Origin of the sequence: Nocardiopsis chromatogenes YIM 90109 (genome assembly GCF_000341185.1) — a bacterium.
Lineage (GTDB): Bacteria > Actinomycetota > Actinomycetes > Streptosporangiales > Streptosporangiaceae > Nocardiopsis_A > Nocardiopsis_A chromatogenes.
In genome coordinates this window covers 57336-71939 of record NZ_ANBH01000163.1, presented here as the reverse complement: position 1 = coordinate 71939, position 14604 = coordinate 57336, and the positions used below count along the sequence as shown (strand labels likewise).

At 73.1% G+C, this 14604-nt stretch carries 9 protein-coding genes and 2 pseudogenes; 5 read left to right on the top strand and 6 right to left on the bottom strand.

Annotated features, from left to right (window positions below; genetic code table 11):
* The first annotated feature begins 211 nt into the window (after window positions 1–211).
* Window positions 212–1048 (top strand): SGNH/GDSL hydrolase family protein, encoded by an 837-nt coding sequence (locus D476_RS33610; RefSeq protein ID WP_040726534.1) that lies wholly within the window; start codon window positions 212–214, stop codon window positions 1046–1048.
* Between the two features lie 104 nt (window positions 1049–1152).
* On the opposite strand, the gene D476_RS0117205 is transcribed toward D476_RS33610, so the two are convergent.
* From D476_RS0117205 to D476_RS0117190, 4 genes are all read right to left on the bottom strand, one after another.
* Window positions 1153–1536, bottom strand: a complete 384-nt coding sequence (locus D476_RS0117205; protein WP_026123586.1) for a Fur family transcriptional regulator — start codon at window positions 1534–1536, stop codon at window positions 1153–1155.
* Entirely contained in the window at window positions 1533–2447 is a 915-nt protein-coding gene (locus D476_RS0117200; protein WP_017625170.1) for a metal ABC transporter permease, read from the bottom strand. Before D476_RS0117200 ends, D476_RS0117205 begins: the two co-directional genes overlap by 4 nt.
* Window positions 2440–3273 carry a metal ABC transporter ATP-binding protein gene (locus tag D476_RS0117195; protein ID WP_017625169.1) on the bottom strand — a complete coding sequence of 278 codons (834 nt, stop codon included), beginning with the start codon at window positions 3271–3273 and terminating at the stop codon, window positions 2440–2442. The genes D476_RS0117200 and D476_RS0117195 overlap by 8 nt, the downstream gene beginning before the upstream one ends.
* A 126-nt stretch (window positions 3274–3399) precedes the next feature.
* Complete coding sequence (locus tag D476_RS0117190; RefSeq protein WP_017625168.1) at window positions 3400–3759, bottom strand: DUF6703 family protein; 360 nt, start codon at window positions 3757–3759, stop codon at window positions 3400–3402.
* Window positions 3760–4011: 252 nt separating this feature from the next.
* Here D476_RS0117190 and D476_RS33605 point away from each other — a divergent pair.
* Window positions 4012–7718, top strand: a pseudogene (locus tag D476_RS33605) (CDP-glycerol glycerophosphotransferase family protein).
* Window positions 7719–7759: 41 nt separating this feature from the next.
* On the opposite strand, the gene D476_RS0117180 reads toward D476_RS33605, so the two are convergent.
* A complete protein-coding gene (locus tag D476_RS0117180) occupies window positions 7760–8584 on the bottom strand; it encodes a copper homeostasis protein CutC (protein WP_017625167.1) in 825 nt (274 codons plus the stop codon).
* Between the two features lie 95 nt (window positions 8585–8679).
* On the opposite strand from D476_RS0117180, the gene D476_RS0117175 reads away from it, so the two are divergent.
* Both D476_RS0117175 and D476_RS0117170 read left to right on the top strand, forming a co-directional pair.
* On the top strand, window positions 8680–8979 hold the full coding sequence (locus tag D476_RS0117175) for an antibiotic biosynthesis monooxygenase family protein (protein WP_017625166.1): 300 nt from the start codon (window positions 8680–8682) through the stop codon (window positions 8977–8979).
* A 174-nt stretch (window positions 8980–9153) separates the two neighbouring features.
* Window positions 9154–10524 (top strand): annotated as a pseudogene (locus tag D476_RS0117170) (glycine--tRNA ligase); the annotation flags it as partial.
* 234 nt (window positions 10525–10758) lie between these two features.
* Here D476_RS0117170 and trhA read toward each other — a convergent pair.
* The gene (trhA, locus tag D476_RS0117165; protein WP_017625164.1) at window positions 10759–11469 is read right to left on the bottom strand and encodes a PAQR family membrane homeostasis protein TrhA; all 711 of its coding nucleotides are present in this window, start codon (window positions 11467–11469) and stop codon (window positions 10759–10761) included.
* 424 nt (window positions 11470–11893) lie between these two features.
* Between trhA and ppdK the strand changes: the two genes are divergently transcribed.
* A complete protein-coding gene (gene ppdK / locus D476_RS0117160; RefSeq protein ID WP_017625163.1) occupies window positions 11894–14575 on the top strand; it encodes a pyruvate, phosphate dikinase in 2682 nt (893 codons plus the stop codon).
* The last annotated feature ends 29 nt before the right edge of the window (window positions 14576–14604 follow it).

The following is a 14604-nucleotide window of genomic DNA, read 5'->3' as shown; positions in this document are numbered from 1 at the left end:
GTGGATCGGGCGGCGCCTGACCGGCCGCTCCTCGGGCGACGGTGTGCGGCCCAAGCGGCCCGACGCGCTCCCGCTGCGCCCGCAGGCCCCCGCCGACCAGTGACGCGGAGTGACCGCCCGATGTGCACGGGACCGTGACGGCCGTTACAAAACTGATCAGAACCGTAACCTACTGTCGCGTAACCAGGGGTCCGCGGGGCATCATCGACCCATGAGCGGCTTGGACACGGGGCAGGACATCATCTCCTATGTGGCTCTCGGTGACAGCTTCACCGAGGGCCTGGACGATCCCTATCCGGACAGCGACCGCACCCCCGACGGGCGGTTCCGCGGCTGGGCCGACCGGCTGGCGGAGCACCTGGCCGAGGCGGTGCCGGAGGTGCGCTACGCCAACCTGGCGGTGCGCGGCAAGCTCATCCGCCAGATCGTGCGCGACCAGCTCCCGCGCGCCGTCGAGCTGCGCCCGGACCTGGTCACCCTGTGCGCGGGCGGCAACGACATCATCCGCCCCGGGAGCGATCCCGACCAGGTCGCCGAGATCTTCGAGGGCGCGGTCCAGCGATTGAGCGCCACCGGGGCGCACGTGGTGGTGTTCACCGGCATGGACACCGGGTTCCAGCCGGTCATGCGGCACCTGCGCGGCAAGGTGGCCACCTACAACATGCACGTGCGGGCCGTCGCCGACCGGCACGGCTGCACCGTGGTCGACCTGTGGGCGATGCGGATGCTGCAGGACCCGCGGGCCTGGAGCTGGGACCGCCTGCACCTGTCGCCGGAGGGCCACCGGCGCCTGGCGCTGCGCACGGCCGAACTGGTCGGCCTCGAGGTCGAGGCGGGCTGGGACGCGCCCTGGCCGCCGGAGCCCCCGAAGGACTGGCGCTCGGCCCGCCAGGAGGACCTGCACTGGGCGCGGGAGTTCCTGGTGCCGTGGATCGGGCGGCGCCTGACCGGCCGCTCCTCCGGCGACGGGCTCTCCCCCAAGCGCCCCGACCTGGAACCCCTCCGCTGCGGCGGGCGCGGATCGTCGGCGCCCCGCCGCACCCCCTAGTACCGCAGCGCGGCCGGATACACACGGGGGCGTGCTCCCATCGGGAGCACGCCCCCCGGCGTCGCTTCCTCGCGGTCGGCCGCTGGGTCGGGCCGACCGCCGCGTCAGTTGACCCGCGCCGAGCAGTCGGCGCAGGTACCGAAGACCTCGACGGTGTGCGTCACGTCGGTGAACCCGTGCTTGGCGCCCACCGCCTCGGCCCACTTCTCCACCGCGGGGCCCTCCACCTCCACGGCCCTGCCGCACCCGCGGCAGACCAGATGGTGGTGGTGGGAGTCGCTCGCGCAGGCACGGTAGACGGCCTCGCCCTCGTCGGTGCGCAGGACGTCCACCTCGCCGGAGTCACTGAGCGCCTGCAGGGCCCGGTAGACGGTGGTCAGGCCGATCTTCGACCCCTCGGCGCGCAGGTCGGCATAGAGGTCCTGCGCGCTGCGGAACCCGCTGGCCTCGTTCAAGGCCTGCTTGACGGCCTCGCGTCGTGTACTCACCTGGATACGCTCCCCCGTTCGGTCTGGGGCATCGTACCGACCGTACCCGGATCGTCCGGACCAGGGGACGGCCCGCCCGTGCGCACCCGCGCGCGCCCGGTCGCGGCCCGCAGGGAGTACCCCGCCGCCACCGCCGCGGCGAAGACCGCCAGCGCCAGCAGCACGATCGCCGCGCCCGGCGCCACGTCGACGTAGAACGCGCCGGTCAGCCCGCCCAGCGAGCACAGCAGGCCGATCGCCATCGCGAGCAGGGCGGTCACCCGGAAGCTGCGCGCCAGCTGCTGGGCGGCGGCCACCGGGACCACCATCAGCGCGCTGACCATGAGGACGCCCACGACCCGCATGGAGACCACCACGGTCAGCGCGGCGGTGACCGCGATCACCAGGCTGAGCAGCCGAACCGGCAGCCCCGAGGCGCGGGCGGTCTCCTCGTCCTGGCAGAGCACGAACAGCTCCCGCCAGAAGAAGCCGATGACCGCGAGCACCACGGCGGCCAGGGCGACCACCACCGCGACGTCCTCCTCGCCGACGCTGCTGACCGACCCGAACAGGAAACCGGTCAGCGTCGCGCTGTTGGCGCCGGGCGCCAGCCCGATCAGCAGCACGCCCCCGGCGATGCCGCCGTAGAAGAGCAGGGCCAGGGCCACGTCGCCGCCGGTGCGGGCCCGCACCCGGATCAGCTCGATGGCGGCGGCCCCCACCACCGACACCGCCAGCGCCACCAGCAGCGGCGAGGTCTGCGTCAGGTAGCCCAGGGCCACGCCGGTCAGCGCGACGTGGCCGATGCCGTCGCCGAGCAGCGCCAGGCGCCGCTGTACCAGGAACACCCCGATGACCGGTGCCACCAGCCCCACCAGCGCGGCGGCGATGAGCGCGCGCTGCATGAAGTCGTACTGGAGCATCTCAGTCACGGCGGGGCACCTCGAACTCGGGCAGGGTGGACGGCACGGCGGCGTCGGCGTGCGGGTGGACGTGGTCGTGGCCGGGCCGGGCGCACGCGCCGGAGGGGCGCGGCACCGGGCCGTCGTGGACCACCCGGCCGCCGGAGAGGACCACGCCGCGTTCCAGCAGCGGCTCCAGCGGGCCGCTCTCGTGCAGGACCAGCACGATGGTGGAGCCGCGCTCGCGCAGGGCGGTGATGGCCGAGGCGAGGGCCCGCTGGTTCTCGGCGTCGACACCGGCCATGGGCTCGTCCATGACGAAGGTGTCCGGGCGGGCGGCCAGGGCGCGGGCGATGAGCACGCGCTGCTGCTGGCCGCCGGAGAGCTCGTGGACCGAAGAGCGGGCCATCCCGGCCAGGTCGAGGGCGTCCAGGGCCTCGTCCACGGCGGCCCGGTCGGAGGGTGTGGACCAGCGCAGCCGGCGCCGCCGGGCGATCTGCCCGGAGGCGACCACCTCGCGCACGGTGGCGGGCACGCCGCCCCCGGCGGTCAGCCGCTGCGGCACGTAGCCGATCCGACCCCAGTCGCGGAACCGGCGCAGCGGGGTGCCGTGCACCTCCACACGGCCCGAGGCCAGCGGGACGATGCCCAGCATCGCCTTCATCAGGGTGGACTTGCCCGAGCCGTTGGGGCCGAGGATGGCGAGCACCTGGCCCCGGGGGACGGTCAGGTCGACGCCGTGCAGGACGGGCACGCGGTCATAGGCGACGACGGCGTCCCGGACGAGGAACGCGGGAGGCGCGGACCCCGGGCCGCTCCCGGCCCCGGCGCGCTCCGCGACGGTTTCTGCGGTCACTGCCCCATGGTGCCGAAAACGAAAACGATTGTCAAAATGACGGGGCACCCTACACCACGCGCGACGGGAGGGGAAGGGGGGAGCGCACCCGCGCCGGGCCCGCTCCGTCGCCCGAGGGAACGCGCCTCAGGCCACCGCCTGGATGACGCCCATGGCCGCCAGGCCCGCCACCACCACGACGCGCATCATCCGCTCGCCCGACCGCAGGCTCGGCCAGGCCAGGAAGGCCAGCCAGCCGATGAACGCCGCCAGCGCCACCAGCAGCACCCCGCCCAGCGGGCCCGCCAGCAGCAGGCCCGCGATGAACACGGCCGCCATCGCCACCGGGAGGATCCACCGCGGCGCCTGGTGCAGCCACACCAGCGGAACCGCGCTGGCCTGTTCGATGCTCCGGCGCAGCGGTCCCGCGCCGGGAGTGAAGAAGGACTCGCCCTTCGGCAGCGGGCGCCCCGCCCGCCGGAACCCGTCGTCGCGCTTGGCCGCCACGCGCACCCTCCGCACATTCGCCGTCCCTGCGTGGGAAGCCTACTGTCCGGCCCTCGCTAGGATGCATCGTCAGGAGGGGAACAGCGGCGACGCATGATCCTTACCGGACGTTCACGCGTCCCGCCATAGAGTAGTCCGGCGAACGCCGGCCCGGTGAGCGCCGACCGCGCGGACCGCGCCTTCCGTCGGCGTCGCCCCCCGCGTCCCCGCCGCGCCCGCTCCGCAGAAGACCAACCGGGAGACTGTTTTTCCGTGCCGAAGCTCAGCGTCATCGTCGCTTTCGACGTCACCGAGCCGCATCTGCGCCCCACTCTGGACTCCCTGTCGGGGCACAGCACAGGCGGCCGCGACCTGGAGATCGTCCTGGTCCCCTTGGCCTCGGGGGAGCGGGCCGCCGACCGCGGGGAGGACGCCCGCCGGCAGGACCGGGCCGAGGAGTCCGCCGTGGGCGAGACCGCCGCCGACGACTCCGCCGCGGCCGAGGACGACCGGGAGGAGGACGGCGCCGAGGCCGCGGAGCCCTCCGAGCCCTCCGAGCCCTCCGAGGGCGAGGACGGCGAGGCGATCGGCCCCGTCCGGGAGGAGGGGCTGGCCGCCGCCGAGGAGTTCGCCGCCGCCCCGCCCGAGGGCACCGCCGCCGTGCTGGTCCGCGAGCCCGCCGCCCGGCGGGCGGCGGCCCGCGCCGCCGGGGCGGCCGCCTCCTCCGGCGACCTGCTGATGTTCCTCGACGGCGGCGACACCCTGCCCGGCTACGCCCTGTCCTACCTCGCCGACTCCCTGGACGCCTCCGGCTCCCAGGTCGCCGCGGGCAACGTGTACCGCTTCAACGACCTGGGCGCCCGGCCCTCGTCGCAGCACCGCAAGATCTTCGCCAAGCCCCGCACCGGTGTCGACGTGCACGCCACCTCCTCGCTGCTGCGCGACCGCCTGTTCGGCAACAAGCTCTGGCGCCGCGACTTCTGGGAGTCCCTGCCCGACCTCGGCCTGGACGACGCCGACGAGGACCTGGCCGCGGTGCACGCGCTCTTCGCCGCCGCCGCCGTCGACGTGCTCCCCGCGCCCGTGCTGCTGCGCCGCGACCGGGCAGAGGGGCCGCCGCTGAGCGACACCGCCGTGCTCGACCGCCGCCTGCGCGCCGTCGCCGCGCTCTCCACCTCGCTGTCGGCCTCCGACCGCGACCTGTGGGACGCCCACGCGCTCCGCAACGACGTGCGCTCGGTCCTGCTCGCGCTCGACGACGCCGACGACGAGGGCCGCACCCGCTTCCTCGACCTGGTCGCCGACCACCTGTCCGGGACCGCCCCGTCGGTGGTGGACGGGCTGGCCCCGCTGCACCGCCTCAACCTCCACCTGGTGCGCCGCCGCGACCTGGACCGCCTCCTGGAGGCCGTCACCTTCCAGAAGAGCGTGGAGCTGAAGAAGGCCCCGGTGGTCCGCCGCGGCCTGCACTACTTCGTGCGCTACCCCTTCTTCGAGGACGCCGCCGCCGGGGTGCCGCGCGAGGTCTACCGGCTGCAGTCGGAGCTGAAGGTCCGGCAGAAGACCGAGCGGGTGGAGTGGCGCGGCGGCAGGCTCGTCGTCGGCGGCCGCGTGGGCGTGCTCAACCTGCGCCCCGGCCGCCGCTGGCAGCAGCAGCTCGTGGCCTTCGCCGTCAACTCCGACACCGGCCGCCGCATCCCCGTGCCGGTCAAGGTGCTGCGCGCCGCCGAATACCGGCTGCCCGACGTGCNCCCGCCCCCGCCCCCCCCCGCCACGACTACGGCGGCTTCGAGATCACCGTGGACCCGGCGCGGCTGCGGCTGGCGGGCAAGTGGCGCGCCACCTCCTGGAAGCTGGAGCTGGTGGTGGTCAACCGCGGCCTGGTGCGCCGCCGGATCGTCGCCAACCCGGTGTCCGGCCCCGCCGAGCGCCCGCCCTACCGCCGCATCACCGGCGACGTGTGGCTGCGCCCCGAATGGGACCGCGACCGCCACCTGTCCCTGACCGTCGCCCCGGTGCGGGCCCGTGTGATCGGGCAGGGGCTGGAGGACGCCCCGGGCGGCCCGGTGCTGGCGCTGCGCGGCGAGTACGTCTCCCCGCCCGCCGCCTCCTGCACCGCCCTGCGCCTGACCCGCGCCCCCGGCACCGCCCGCCTGGAGTACCCGCTGGAGGCCGCCGACGGCGGCTTCACCGTCCGGGTGCCCGTGGCCGACCTGCTGGCCGGGGCCGTCGACGAGGGGCCGGGCCTGCTGCGCCAGGAGCGCTGGACGGCCGCCCTGGCCGCCCCCGACGGCACCGCCCTGCCGCTGGTGCTGCCGGACGAGGCCGGAACCCCCACCCACCCGGTGGGCGACGGCCGCCACGAGGTCGCCGTGCAGCGCACCGGGACCGGCCACCTGCGGCTGCGCGCCGGGTGGGCGCACCCCGTCGTGCGCGGCGCCCGCTGGGAGGACAGGGACCTGGTGCTCACCGGGCACTACGGCGCCGCCTCCGACACCGAGCTGGTATTCAAGGCGCGCGGCCGCGACGAGGAGCACCGGGTGGCCCTGGAGCGCGACGGCGCCTCCTTCACCGCGCGCCTGAACCCCTCCGCCATCGCGACCCTCTCGGGCACGCTCCCGCTGCCCGCCGGAACCTTCCAGCTGTGGGCGCGGGTGGCGCTGGACGACGGCACCACCCGCGACGTCGGCGCCGAGATCGACCCGGACCTGGTGCGCGACCTCCCGCTGCGGATGGACACCGGCGAGCGCGGCTACACCTTCGCCGACTCCGGCTTCGACACCCCGGTGCTGCGGGTGGACAGCGACCTGCGCCCGGAGGAGCGCGGCTCCTTCGCCCAGCGCACGCTGCGCGAGGAGGTCTACCCGGCGCTGCGCCGCGAGCCGGTGCGCGAGGGCGTGCTCTTCGACAGCTACACGGGCCGCCAGTACTCCGACAGCCCGCAGAGCATCTGCGCCGAGCTGCGCCGCCGCGGCGGGCGGTGGGCCGACTACCCGATGTCCTGGCTGGTCAAGGACGGGCAGGTGAACCTGCCGGAGGACCTGGAGCCGGTGCGGCACAACGGCCGCGACTTCTACGAGGCGCTGGCCCGCTCCCGCTACATCGTCACCAACTCCCGCCAGCCGGCCTGGTTCACCCGCCGCCCCGACCAGGTGGTGGTGCAGACCTGGCACGGGTCGATGCTCAAGCGCATCGGCTTCGACATCGAGAACATCCGCGGCAAGTCCCGCGACTACCACGAGAAGCTGGCGTGGGAGACCCGGCAGTGGGACTACCTGGTCTCGCCCAGCCCGTGGGCGACGCCCATCCTGCGCCGCGCCTTCCGGTTCGAGGGGGAGATCCTGGAGACCGGCTACCCGCGCAACGACATCTTCTTCGCCCCCGACCGGGAGGAGATCGCCGCCCGGACCCGCCGCGCGCTGGGTCTGCCCGAGGGCAAGAAGGTGGTGCTCTACGCACCCACCTGGCGCGACGACAAGTACTACACGCGCGGCAAGCACAAGCTCGACCTGCACCTGGACCTGCGCCGGATGTACGAGAAGCTCGGCGACGACCACGTGCTGCTGGTGCGGCGCCACCCGCGGGTGGTGGACAGCGTGCCGATCGTGGGCGAGGACTTCGTCTACGACGTCTCGCTCTACCCGGAGATCATGGAACTGTTCCTGATCACCGACGTGCTCGTCACCGACTACTCGTCGATGATGTTCGACTTCGCCAACACCGGGCGCCCGATGCTCTTCTTCACCTACGACATCGAGAGCTACCGGGACAACCTGCGCGGGTTCTACTTCGACTTCGAGGAGACCGCGCCGGGACCGCTGCTGACCGAGTCCGACGAGGTCATCGCGGCGCTGCGGGACATCGACGCGGTGGCCGAGGCCGGTGCGGACAAGTACCGGGCCTTCACCGAGCAGTTCTGCCCGCTGGACGACGGCGGGGCGGCGGCCCGCGTCGTCGACCGGGTCTTCGGCAAGGACTGACCNGGCGGGCTCCGGGCCCGCCGCGCCCCGCCGTGTACGCGTCAGGGCGCCACGGCCGCGCGCGCCGCGCGCATCACCCGGACGATCTTCTCGGCCGAGTTCACCGTGCGCACGTCCTCAGGGGGCACCGTCCCCCCGCCCATCCGCACCCGCGGGTTGCGGTGGCGCACGGGGGAGGGGACCGTGTCCATCGCCGAGAAGTGCAGCTCCCGCGCCCCGGTGCGGGCGACCAGCTCGGCGGCGTTGCCGTCGCGCACGCCGCCCCCGGGCATCACCGCGATCCGCCCGGCCGCGCGCCGCACGAGCTCGGCGATCAGCTCGGCGCCCTCCGGGGCGCTCGCCTGCTGCCCCGAGGTCAGTACCCGGTCCACCCCCATGCCGACCAGCGCCTCCAAGGTGCCCACCGGGTCGGCGCACACGTCGAACGCCCGGTGGAAGGTGGTTCCCATGTCCTCGGCGGCGGACAGCAGCCGCTTCATCGCCTCCCGGTCGACCTCCCCGTCGGGGGTCAGCACGCCCAGCACCACGCCGTGCGCCCCGGCGCGGGCGAACGCCCGCACGTCGCGCTCCATGGCGTCCAGCTCGCCGGAGTCGTAGACGAAGTCGCCCCCACGCGGCCGGACGATGGGGAAGACCGCGATGTCCGGGGCGGCCTCCAGGACCGACTCGACGGTGCCGATGCTGGGGGTCAGGCCCCCGTCGACCAGGGCCGAGACCAGCTCGACGCGGTCGGCCCCGGCGCGCTGGGCGGTGCGTGCCCCGGCGGCGCCCTCCACCACGATCTCGAAGGCCAGGGCGCCGGGGGGCTCCGGGCCGGTGTCGGGGACCGTGTCGGTGTCGGTGCGCGGAACGGCGGGTTCGGCCACGGCGGGCGCCTCCTCCTGTGCGGGATGCGGTCTAGACCAGTACACCACCCCGGCGGCCGGACCGGGCGCCGCCGCGGCGGTGGGATGATGGAGCGGTGATCGTCATCACCCGTTACACCGTCCCTGCCGGGCAGGTCGAGGACTTCCGCGCGCGTGCCGCCGAAGCGCTGCGCGTGCTGGGCGCCCGCCCCGGGTTCCTCGGCTCGCGCGTGGGCCGCGCCGCCGACGACCCGGAGCTGTGGACCGTGGTCACCGAATGGGAGGGCGCCGGGTACTACCGCCGCGCCCTGTCCGACTTCGAGGTGCGCATGGCCGCGGTGCCGCTGCTCTCCCAGGCCAGGGACGAGCCGACGGCCTACGAGATCGTGAACGTCCCCACGCCCGGGGGCGGCTGAAACGGTCGCAGGGGCCGTCGCTCCCGCGTATCGTCGGGGGAAGCGGGGCGCCGGTGACGGCGCCCGCACTCACCGGTCCCGGGGCCCGCCCGCAGGGCCGGCCCCGACCGCACGCCACCGAATCGCCGACGCGCGATCCGCCGACCGCCAGCCGGATGGAGAGTCAGAGAGAACATGGCCGCCAAGTCTGAGGCAATGGACAAGCTCGTCAACCTCGCGAAGCGCAGGGGGCTGGTGTACCCCTCCAGTGAGATCTACGGCGGTCTGCGCGCCTCTTGGGACTACGGCCCGCTGGGTGTGGAGCTGAAGCAGAACATCAAGCGGCAGTGGTGGAGGTCGATGGTCCAGGAGCGCGACGACATCGTCGGCCTGGACTCCAGCGTCATCCTCGCCCGCGAGGTGTGGGAGGCCTCCGGCCACGTGCAGGCCTTCGTGGACCCGCTGACCGAGTGCCAGTCCTGCCACAAGCGCTTCCGTGCCGACCACCTCATCGAGGCCTACGAGGAGAAGCACGGCCGCGAGCCGGAGAACGGCCTGGCCGACATCGCCTGCCCCAACTGCGGCGCCAAGAGCTCCTTCACCGAGCCGAAGATGTTCAACGGCCTGCTGCGCACCTACCTGGGCCCGGTCCAGGACGAGTCCGGCCTGGCCTTCCTGCGCCCCGAGACCGCGCAGGGCATCTTCATCAACTACCTCAACGTGCAGCAGAGCGCCCGCAAGAAGGTCCCGTTCGGCATCGGCCAGATCGGCAAGTCCTTCCGCAACGAGATCACCCCGGGCAACTTCATCTTCCGCACGCGCGAGTTCGAGCAGATGGAGATGGAGTTCTTCGTCAAGCCGGGCGAGGACGAGGACTGGCACCAGTACTGGATCGACCAGCGCATGCAGTGGTACCTCGACCTGGGTGTGGGCAAGGACAACCTGCGGCTCTACGAGCACCCGCAGGAGAAGCTCTCGCACTACTCCAAGCGCACGGTCGACATCGAGTACCGCTTCAACTTCCAGGGCGGGGAGTGGGGCGAGCTGGAGGGCGTCGCCAACCGCACCGACTACGACCTGAGCACCCACTCGGAGAAGTCCGGCGCCGACCTGTCCTTCTTCGACCAGGAGAGCAACGAGCGCTACGTCCCCTACGTCATCGAGCCGGCGGCCGGTGTCGACCGCGCGATGCTGATGTTCATGCTCGACGCCTACCGGGAGGACGAGGCGCCCAACGCCAAGGGCAAGATGGAGAAGCGCTCGGTCATGGCGCTGGACCCGCGCCTGTCGCCGGTCAAGGCCGCGGTGCTGCCGCTGTCGCGCAACTCCGACCTGTCGCCCAAGGCCCGCGACCTGGCCGCACGCCTGCGCAAGCGGTGGAACACCGAGTTCGACGACGCCGGCGCCATCGGCCGCCGCTACCGCCGCCAGGACGAGATCGGCACCCCGTTCTGCGTCACCGTCGACTTCGACACCCTTGAGGACGACGCCGTGACGGTGCGCGAGCGGGACACCATGGCCCAGGAGCGCGTCTCGCTGGACCGGGTGGAGACCTACCTGTTCGAGCGNCGTACAAGGGCGAAGAGGGCAGAAGAGAGGCGGCCGGACCCGGGGGGATATGGTCTCCGGCCGCCTCCGCTGCGGGCTCCCCGGCGCACACGTCCAGGAGAACCTGTTCTCACGCTAGCCCGATATGCGCCGTCGGGTAAGAGGTATCCGCCTCCGTGCCCGTCCGTGTAAGCGAATCGTGATTCCGTGCGTGACCGGTCCGGCGAGAACACGTCCCACCGGGGAGGCGGTTCACGCCTGGGTGTAGACGACCATCGACACCGCGATGTAGTGGCAGACGTAGGCGGCGATGGTCAGCGAGTGGAACACCTCGTGGAACCCGAACCAGCGCGGGGCGGGGTCGGGCCGCTTGGCGCCGTAGACGACGGCCCCGGCGCTGTAGAGCAGGCCCCCGGCCAGCACCAGGATCCAGGCGGCCGGGTGCATGCCCTGCACGAGCTGGGGGATGAAGAGCACCGCCACCCAGCCGATGGCCAGGTAGAGCGCGGTGGACAGCCAGCGCGGAGCGTTCAGCCAGAACATCTTGAACAGCACCCCGGCCACCGCGCCGCCCCAGATCAGCACGGTCATCGCGGTGCGCAGCGGGCCGTCGAGGACCAGCACCACGAACGGCGTGTAGGTCCCGGCGATGATCAGGTAGATGTTGGCGTGGTCCATGCGGCGCAGCACCGCCACCGCACGGGAGGACCAGCGGCCCACGTGGTAGACGGCCGAGGTGCCGAACAGCAGCACCGAGGCCAGCGCGTAGACCGCGGCGCAGATCCGCGCGGCGGTGGTGGGCGCCAGGACGGTCAGCACGATGCCCGCGGCCAGTGCGGGCGGTGCGGTGCCCAGGTGCAGCCAGCCGCGCAGCTTGGGTTTGACCGACCGCAGCAGCTCTGCCGGGCCGGTGCGCGGCGGCTGCGGCCCCCCGGGCTCGGAGGGGGCGGATCGTGCGGTCACGGCGTGCCTTCTTCCTCGGGTGGGGACGGGGCCCAGGAGGCGGCGGCGCAGTTCGGCGGCGCCGCGGGGGGGCGGCCCGGGACCGACTCTACCTACGGTGCCGTAGGTTACCTACAGGTAGAAATGTGGGGTGCGGCACAGGGGGCAGTGGTCTTTTTCGGGGGCCTGGGCCCCGGCGCGGCGGCCGCCGCCTGCTACCGTGCTCTCAAGCGTCCCTGACCACGCCGATCGCCTGCATCCCGCGACCCCGTCCCTTTTCTTTCGACCAAGGGGAACGTCTACCCTTCCTGAACCATTGGTCTAGACCATTGAAATCCTGATGACCAGTGACAACATGGAGGGGGAGCGGGGAATGAAGGACTCAGGCGACCGGATTGGTCCACGGACGCGACGAGATCGAGCGGTCCCGTCGGAGGAGATCCACGTGCTCACGTACGTCTACGAGTTCAGCGAAGGCAACAAGGACCTGAAGGACCTGCTGGGCGGCAAGGGCGCGAACCTCGCCGAGATGACCAACCTTGGTCTGCCGGTCCCGCCCGGGTTCACCATCACCACCGAGGCCTGCCGCGCCTACCTGGAGAGCGGAGGCATGCCCGAGGGCATGGCCGGGCAGGTCACCGAGAAGCTCACCGCCCTCGAGGCGGCCATGGGCAAGCGGCTCGGGCAGCCCGACGACCCGCTCCTCGTCAGCGTCCGGTCGGGGGCCAAGTTCTCCATGCCCGGCATGATGGAGACCGTCCTCAACATCGGGCTCAACGACGAGTCGGTAGGCGGGCTCGCCGCCCAGTCGGGCGACGAGCGCTTCGCCTGGGACTCCTACCGCCGCCTGATCCAGATGTTCGGCAAGACCGTGCTGGACATCGACGGCGACCTGTTCGAGGACGCCATCGAGGAGCGCAAGCGCGCCATCGGCGCCGACGGCGACCTCGACCTGGGCGCCGAGGACTTCCGCGCCCTCGTCGCCGCCTTCAAGGACATCGTGCTGCAGGCCTCCGGCCGCCCCTTCCCCACCGACCCGCGCGAGCAGATGGACCTGGCCGTCCGGGCCGTCTTCGACTCCTGGAACGCCCCGCGCGCCGTGCTCTACCGGCGCCGCGAGCGCATCCCCGCCGACCTGGGCACCGCGGTCAACGTGTGCGCCATGGTCTTCGGCAACCTCGGCATGGACTCGGGGACCGGCGTCGCCTTCACCCGCGACCCGGCCACGGGCCGCCAGGGCGTCTACGGCGACTACCTGCAGAACGCCCAGGGCGAGGACGTGGTCGCCGGCATCCGCAACACCGTGCCGCTGGCCGACCTGGAGCGCATCGACAAGGACAGCCACGACGAGCTCATGGGCATCATGCGCACGCTCGAAGAGCACTACCGCGACCTGTGCGACATCGAGTTCACCATCGAGCGCGGCAAGCTGTGGATGCTGCAGACCCGCGTGGGCAAGCGCACCGCGGCCGCCGCGTTCCGCATCGCCGACCAGCTCATCGAACAGGGCATGATCACCCCCGACGAGGCGCTCACCCGGGTCAACGGCGACCAGCTCGCCCAGCTCATGTTCCCGCGCTTCGACGAGGCCGCCCCGCGCGACGCCCTGGGCCGCGGTATGAACGCCTCCCCGGGCGCCGCCGTGGGCCGCGCCGTCTTCGACTCGGCCGCCGCCGTCAAGCGCGCCCGCGCCGGGGAGAGGGTCGTGCTGTGCCGCCGCGAGACCAACCCCGACGACCTGGAGGGCATGCTCGCCGCCGAGGGCATCCTGACCAGCCGCGGCGGCAAGACCTCGCACGCCGCCGTCGTCGCCCGGGGCATGGGCACCACCTGCGTGTGCGGCGCCGAAGAGCTCGACATCGACGTCAAGAACCGGCGGATGAGGGCCCCCGACGGCCGGGTGGTGGAGGAGGGCGACCTCATCTCCATCGACGGCGGCACCGGCGAGGTGTTCCTCGGCGAGGTGCCGGTGGTCGACTCCCCGGTCGTGCGGTACTTCGACGGCACCCTCGACCCGGAGGCCGACGACGCCGACGACCTGGTGCGGGCCGTGCACCGGGTGATGGGCCGCGCCGACGCCGACCGGCGCCTGGGCGTGCGCGCCAACGCCGACACCCCCGAGGACGCCGCCCGGGCGCGGCGGATGGGCGCCCAGGGCATCGGGCTGTGCCGCACCGAGCACATGTTCCTCGGCGAGCGGCGGCCACTGGTCGAGCGGCTCATCCTGGCCGAGGACGCCGCCGAGCGCGCCGAGGCGCTGGAGGGGCTGCTGCCGCTGCAGCGCACCGACTTCACCGGGATCCTGGAGGCCATGGACGGGCTTCCGGTCACCATCCGGCTGATCGACCCGCCGCTGCACGAGTTCCTGCCCGACCTCACCGAGCTGTCGGTGCGGGTCGCCCTGGCCGAGGAGCGCGGCGAGCGGCACGACAACGACCGGAGGCTGCTGCAGGCCGTCCAGCGGCTGCACGAGCAGAACCCGATGATGGGGTTGCGCGGCGTGCGGCTGGGGCTGGTCATCCCGGGCCTGTTCACCATGCAGGTGCGCGCCATCGCCCAGGCGGCCGCCGAGCGGCTGCGGGCGGGCGGCGACCCCCGGCCCGAGGTGATGATCCCGCTGGTGGGCACCGTGCAGGAGCTGGAGATCATCCGGGAGGAGGCGGAGCGCGCGGTACGGGAGGCCGCCGAGGAGTACGGCGTGGAGCTGGAATTCCCGATCGGCACCATGATCGAGCTTCCGCGGGCGGCGCTGACCGCCGGGCAGATCGCCGAGAGCGCCGAGTTCTTCTCCTTCGGCACCAACGACCTCACCCAGACCGTCTGGGGCTTCTCCCGCGACGACGTGGAGGCCTCGTTCTTCTCCCAGTACCTGGAGAAGGGCGTCTTCGGGGCCTCGCCGTTCGAGACGATCGACGTCGACGGGGTGGGGCGCCTGGTGCGCACGGCCGTCGAGGAGGGGCGGGCCGCCCGTCCGGACCTGAAGCTGGGCGTGTGCGGCGAGCACGGGGGCGACCCGGCGTCGGTGCACTTCTTCGACCGGGTGGGGCTGGACTACGTGTCGTGCTCGCCGTTCCGGGTGCCGGTCGCCCGCCTGGAGGCCGGGCGCGCGGCCGTCCAGGAGGGGTGAGCCCGGGGCGGGGCCGTTGCGGGCCGCCG

What these genes read in the sequence shown, in the direction of transcription:
- D476_RS33610 (WP_040726534.1), top strand. Translation starts at nt 212, where the DNA reads ATGAGCGGCTTGGACACGGGGCAGGACATCATCTCCTATGTGGCTCTC.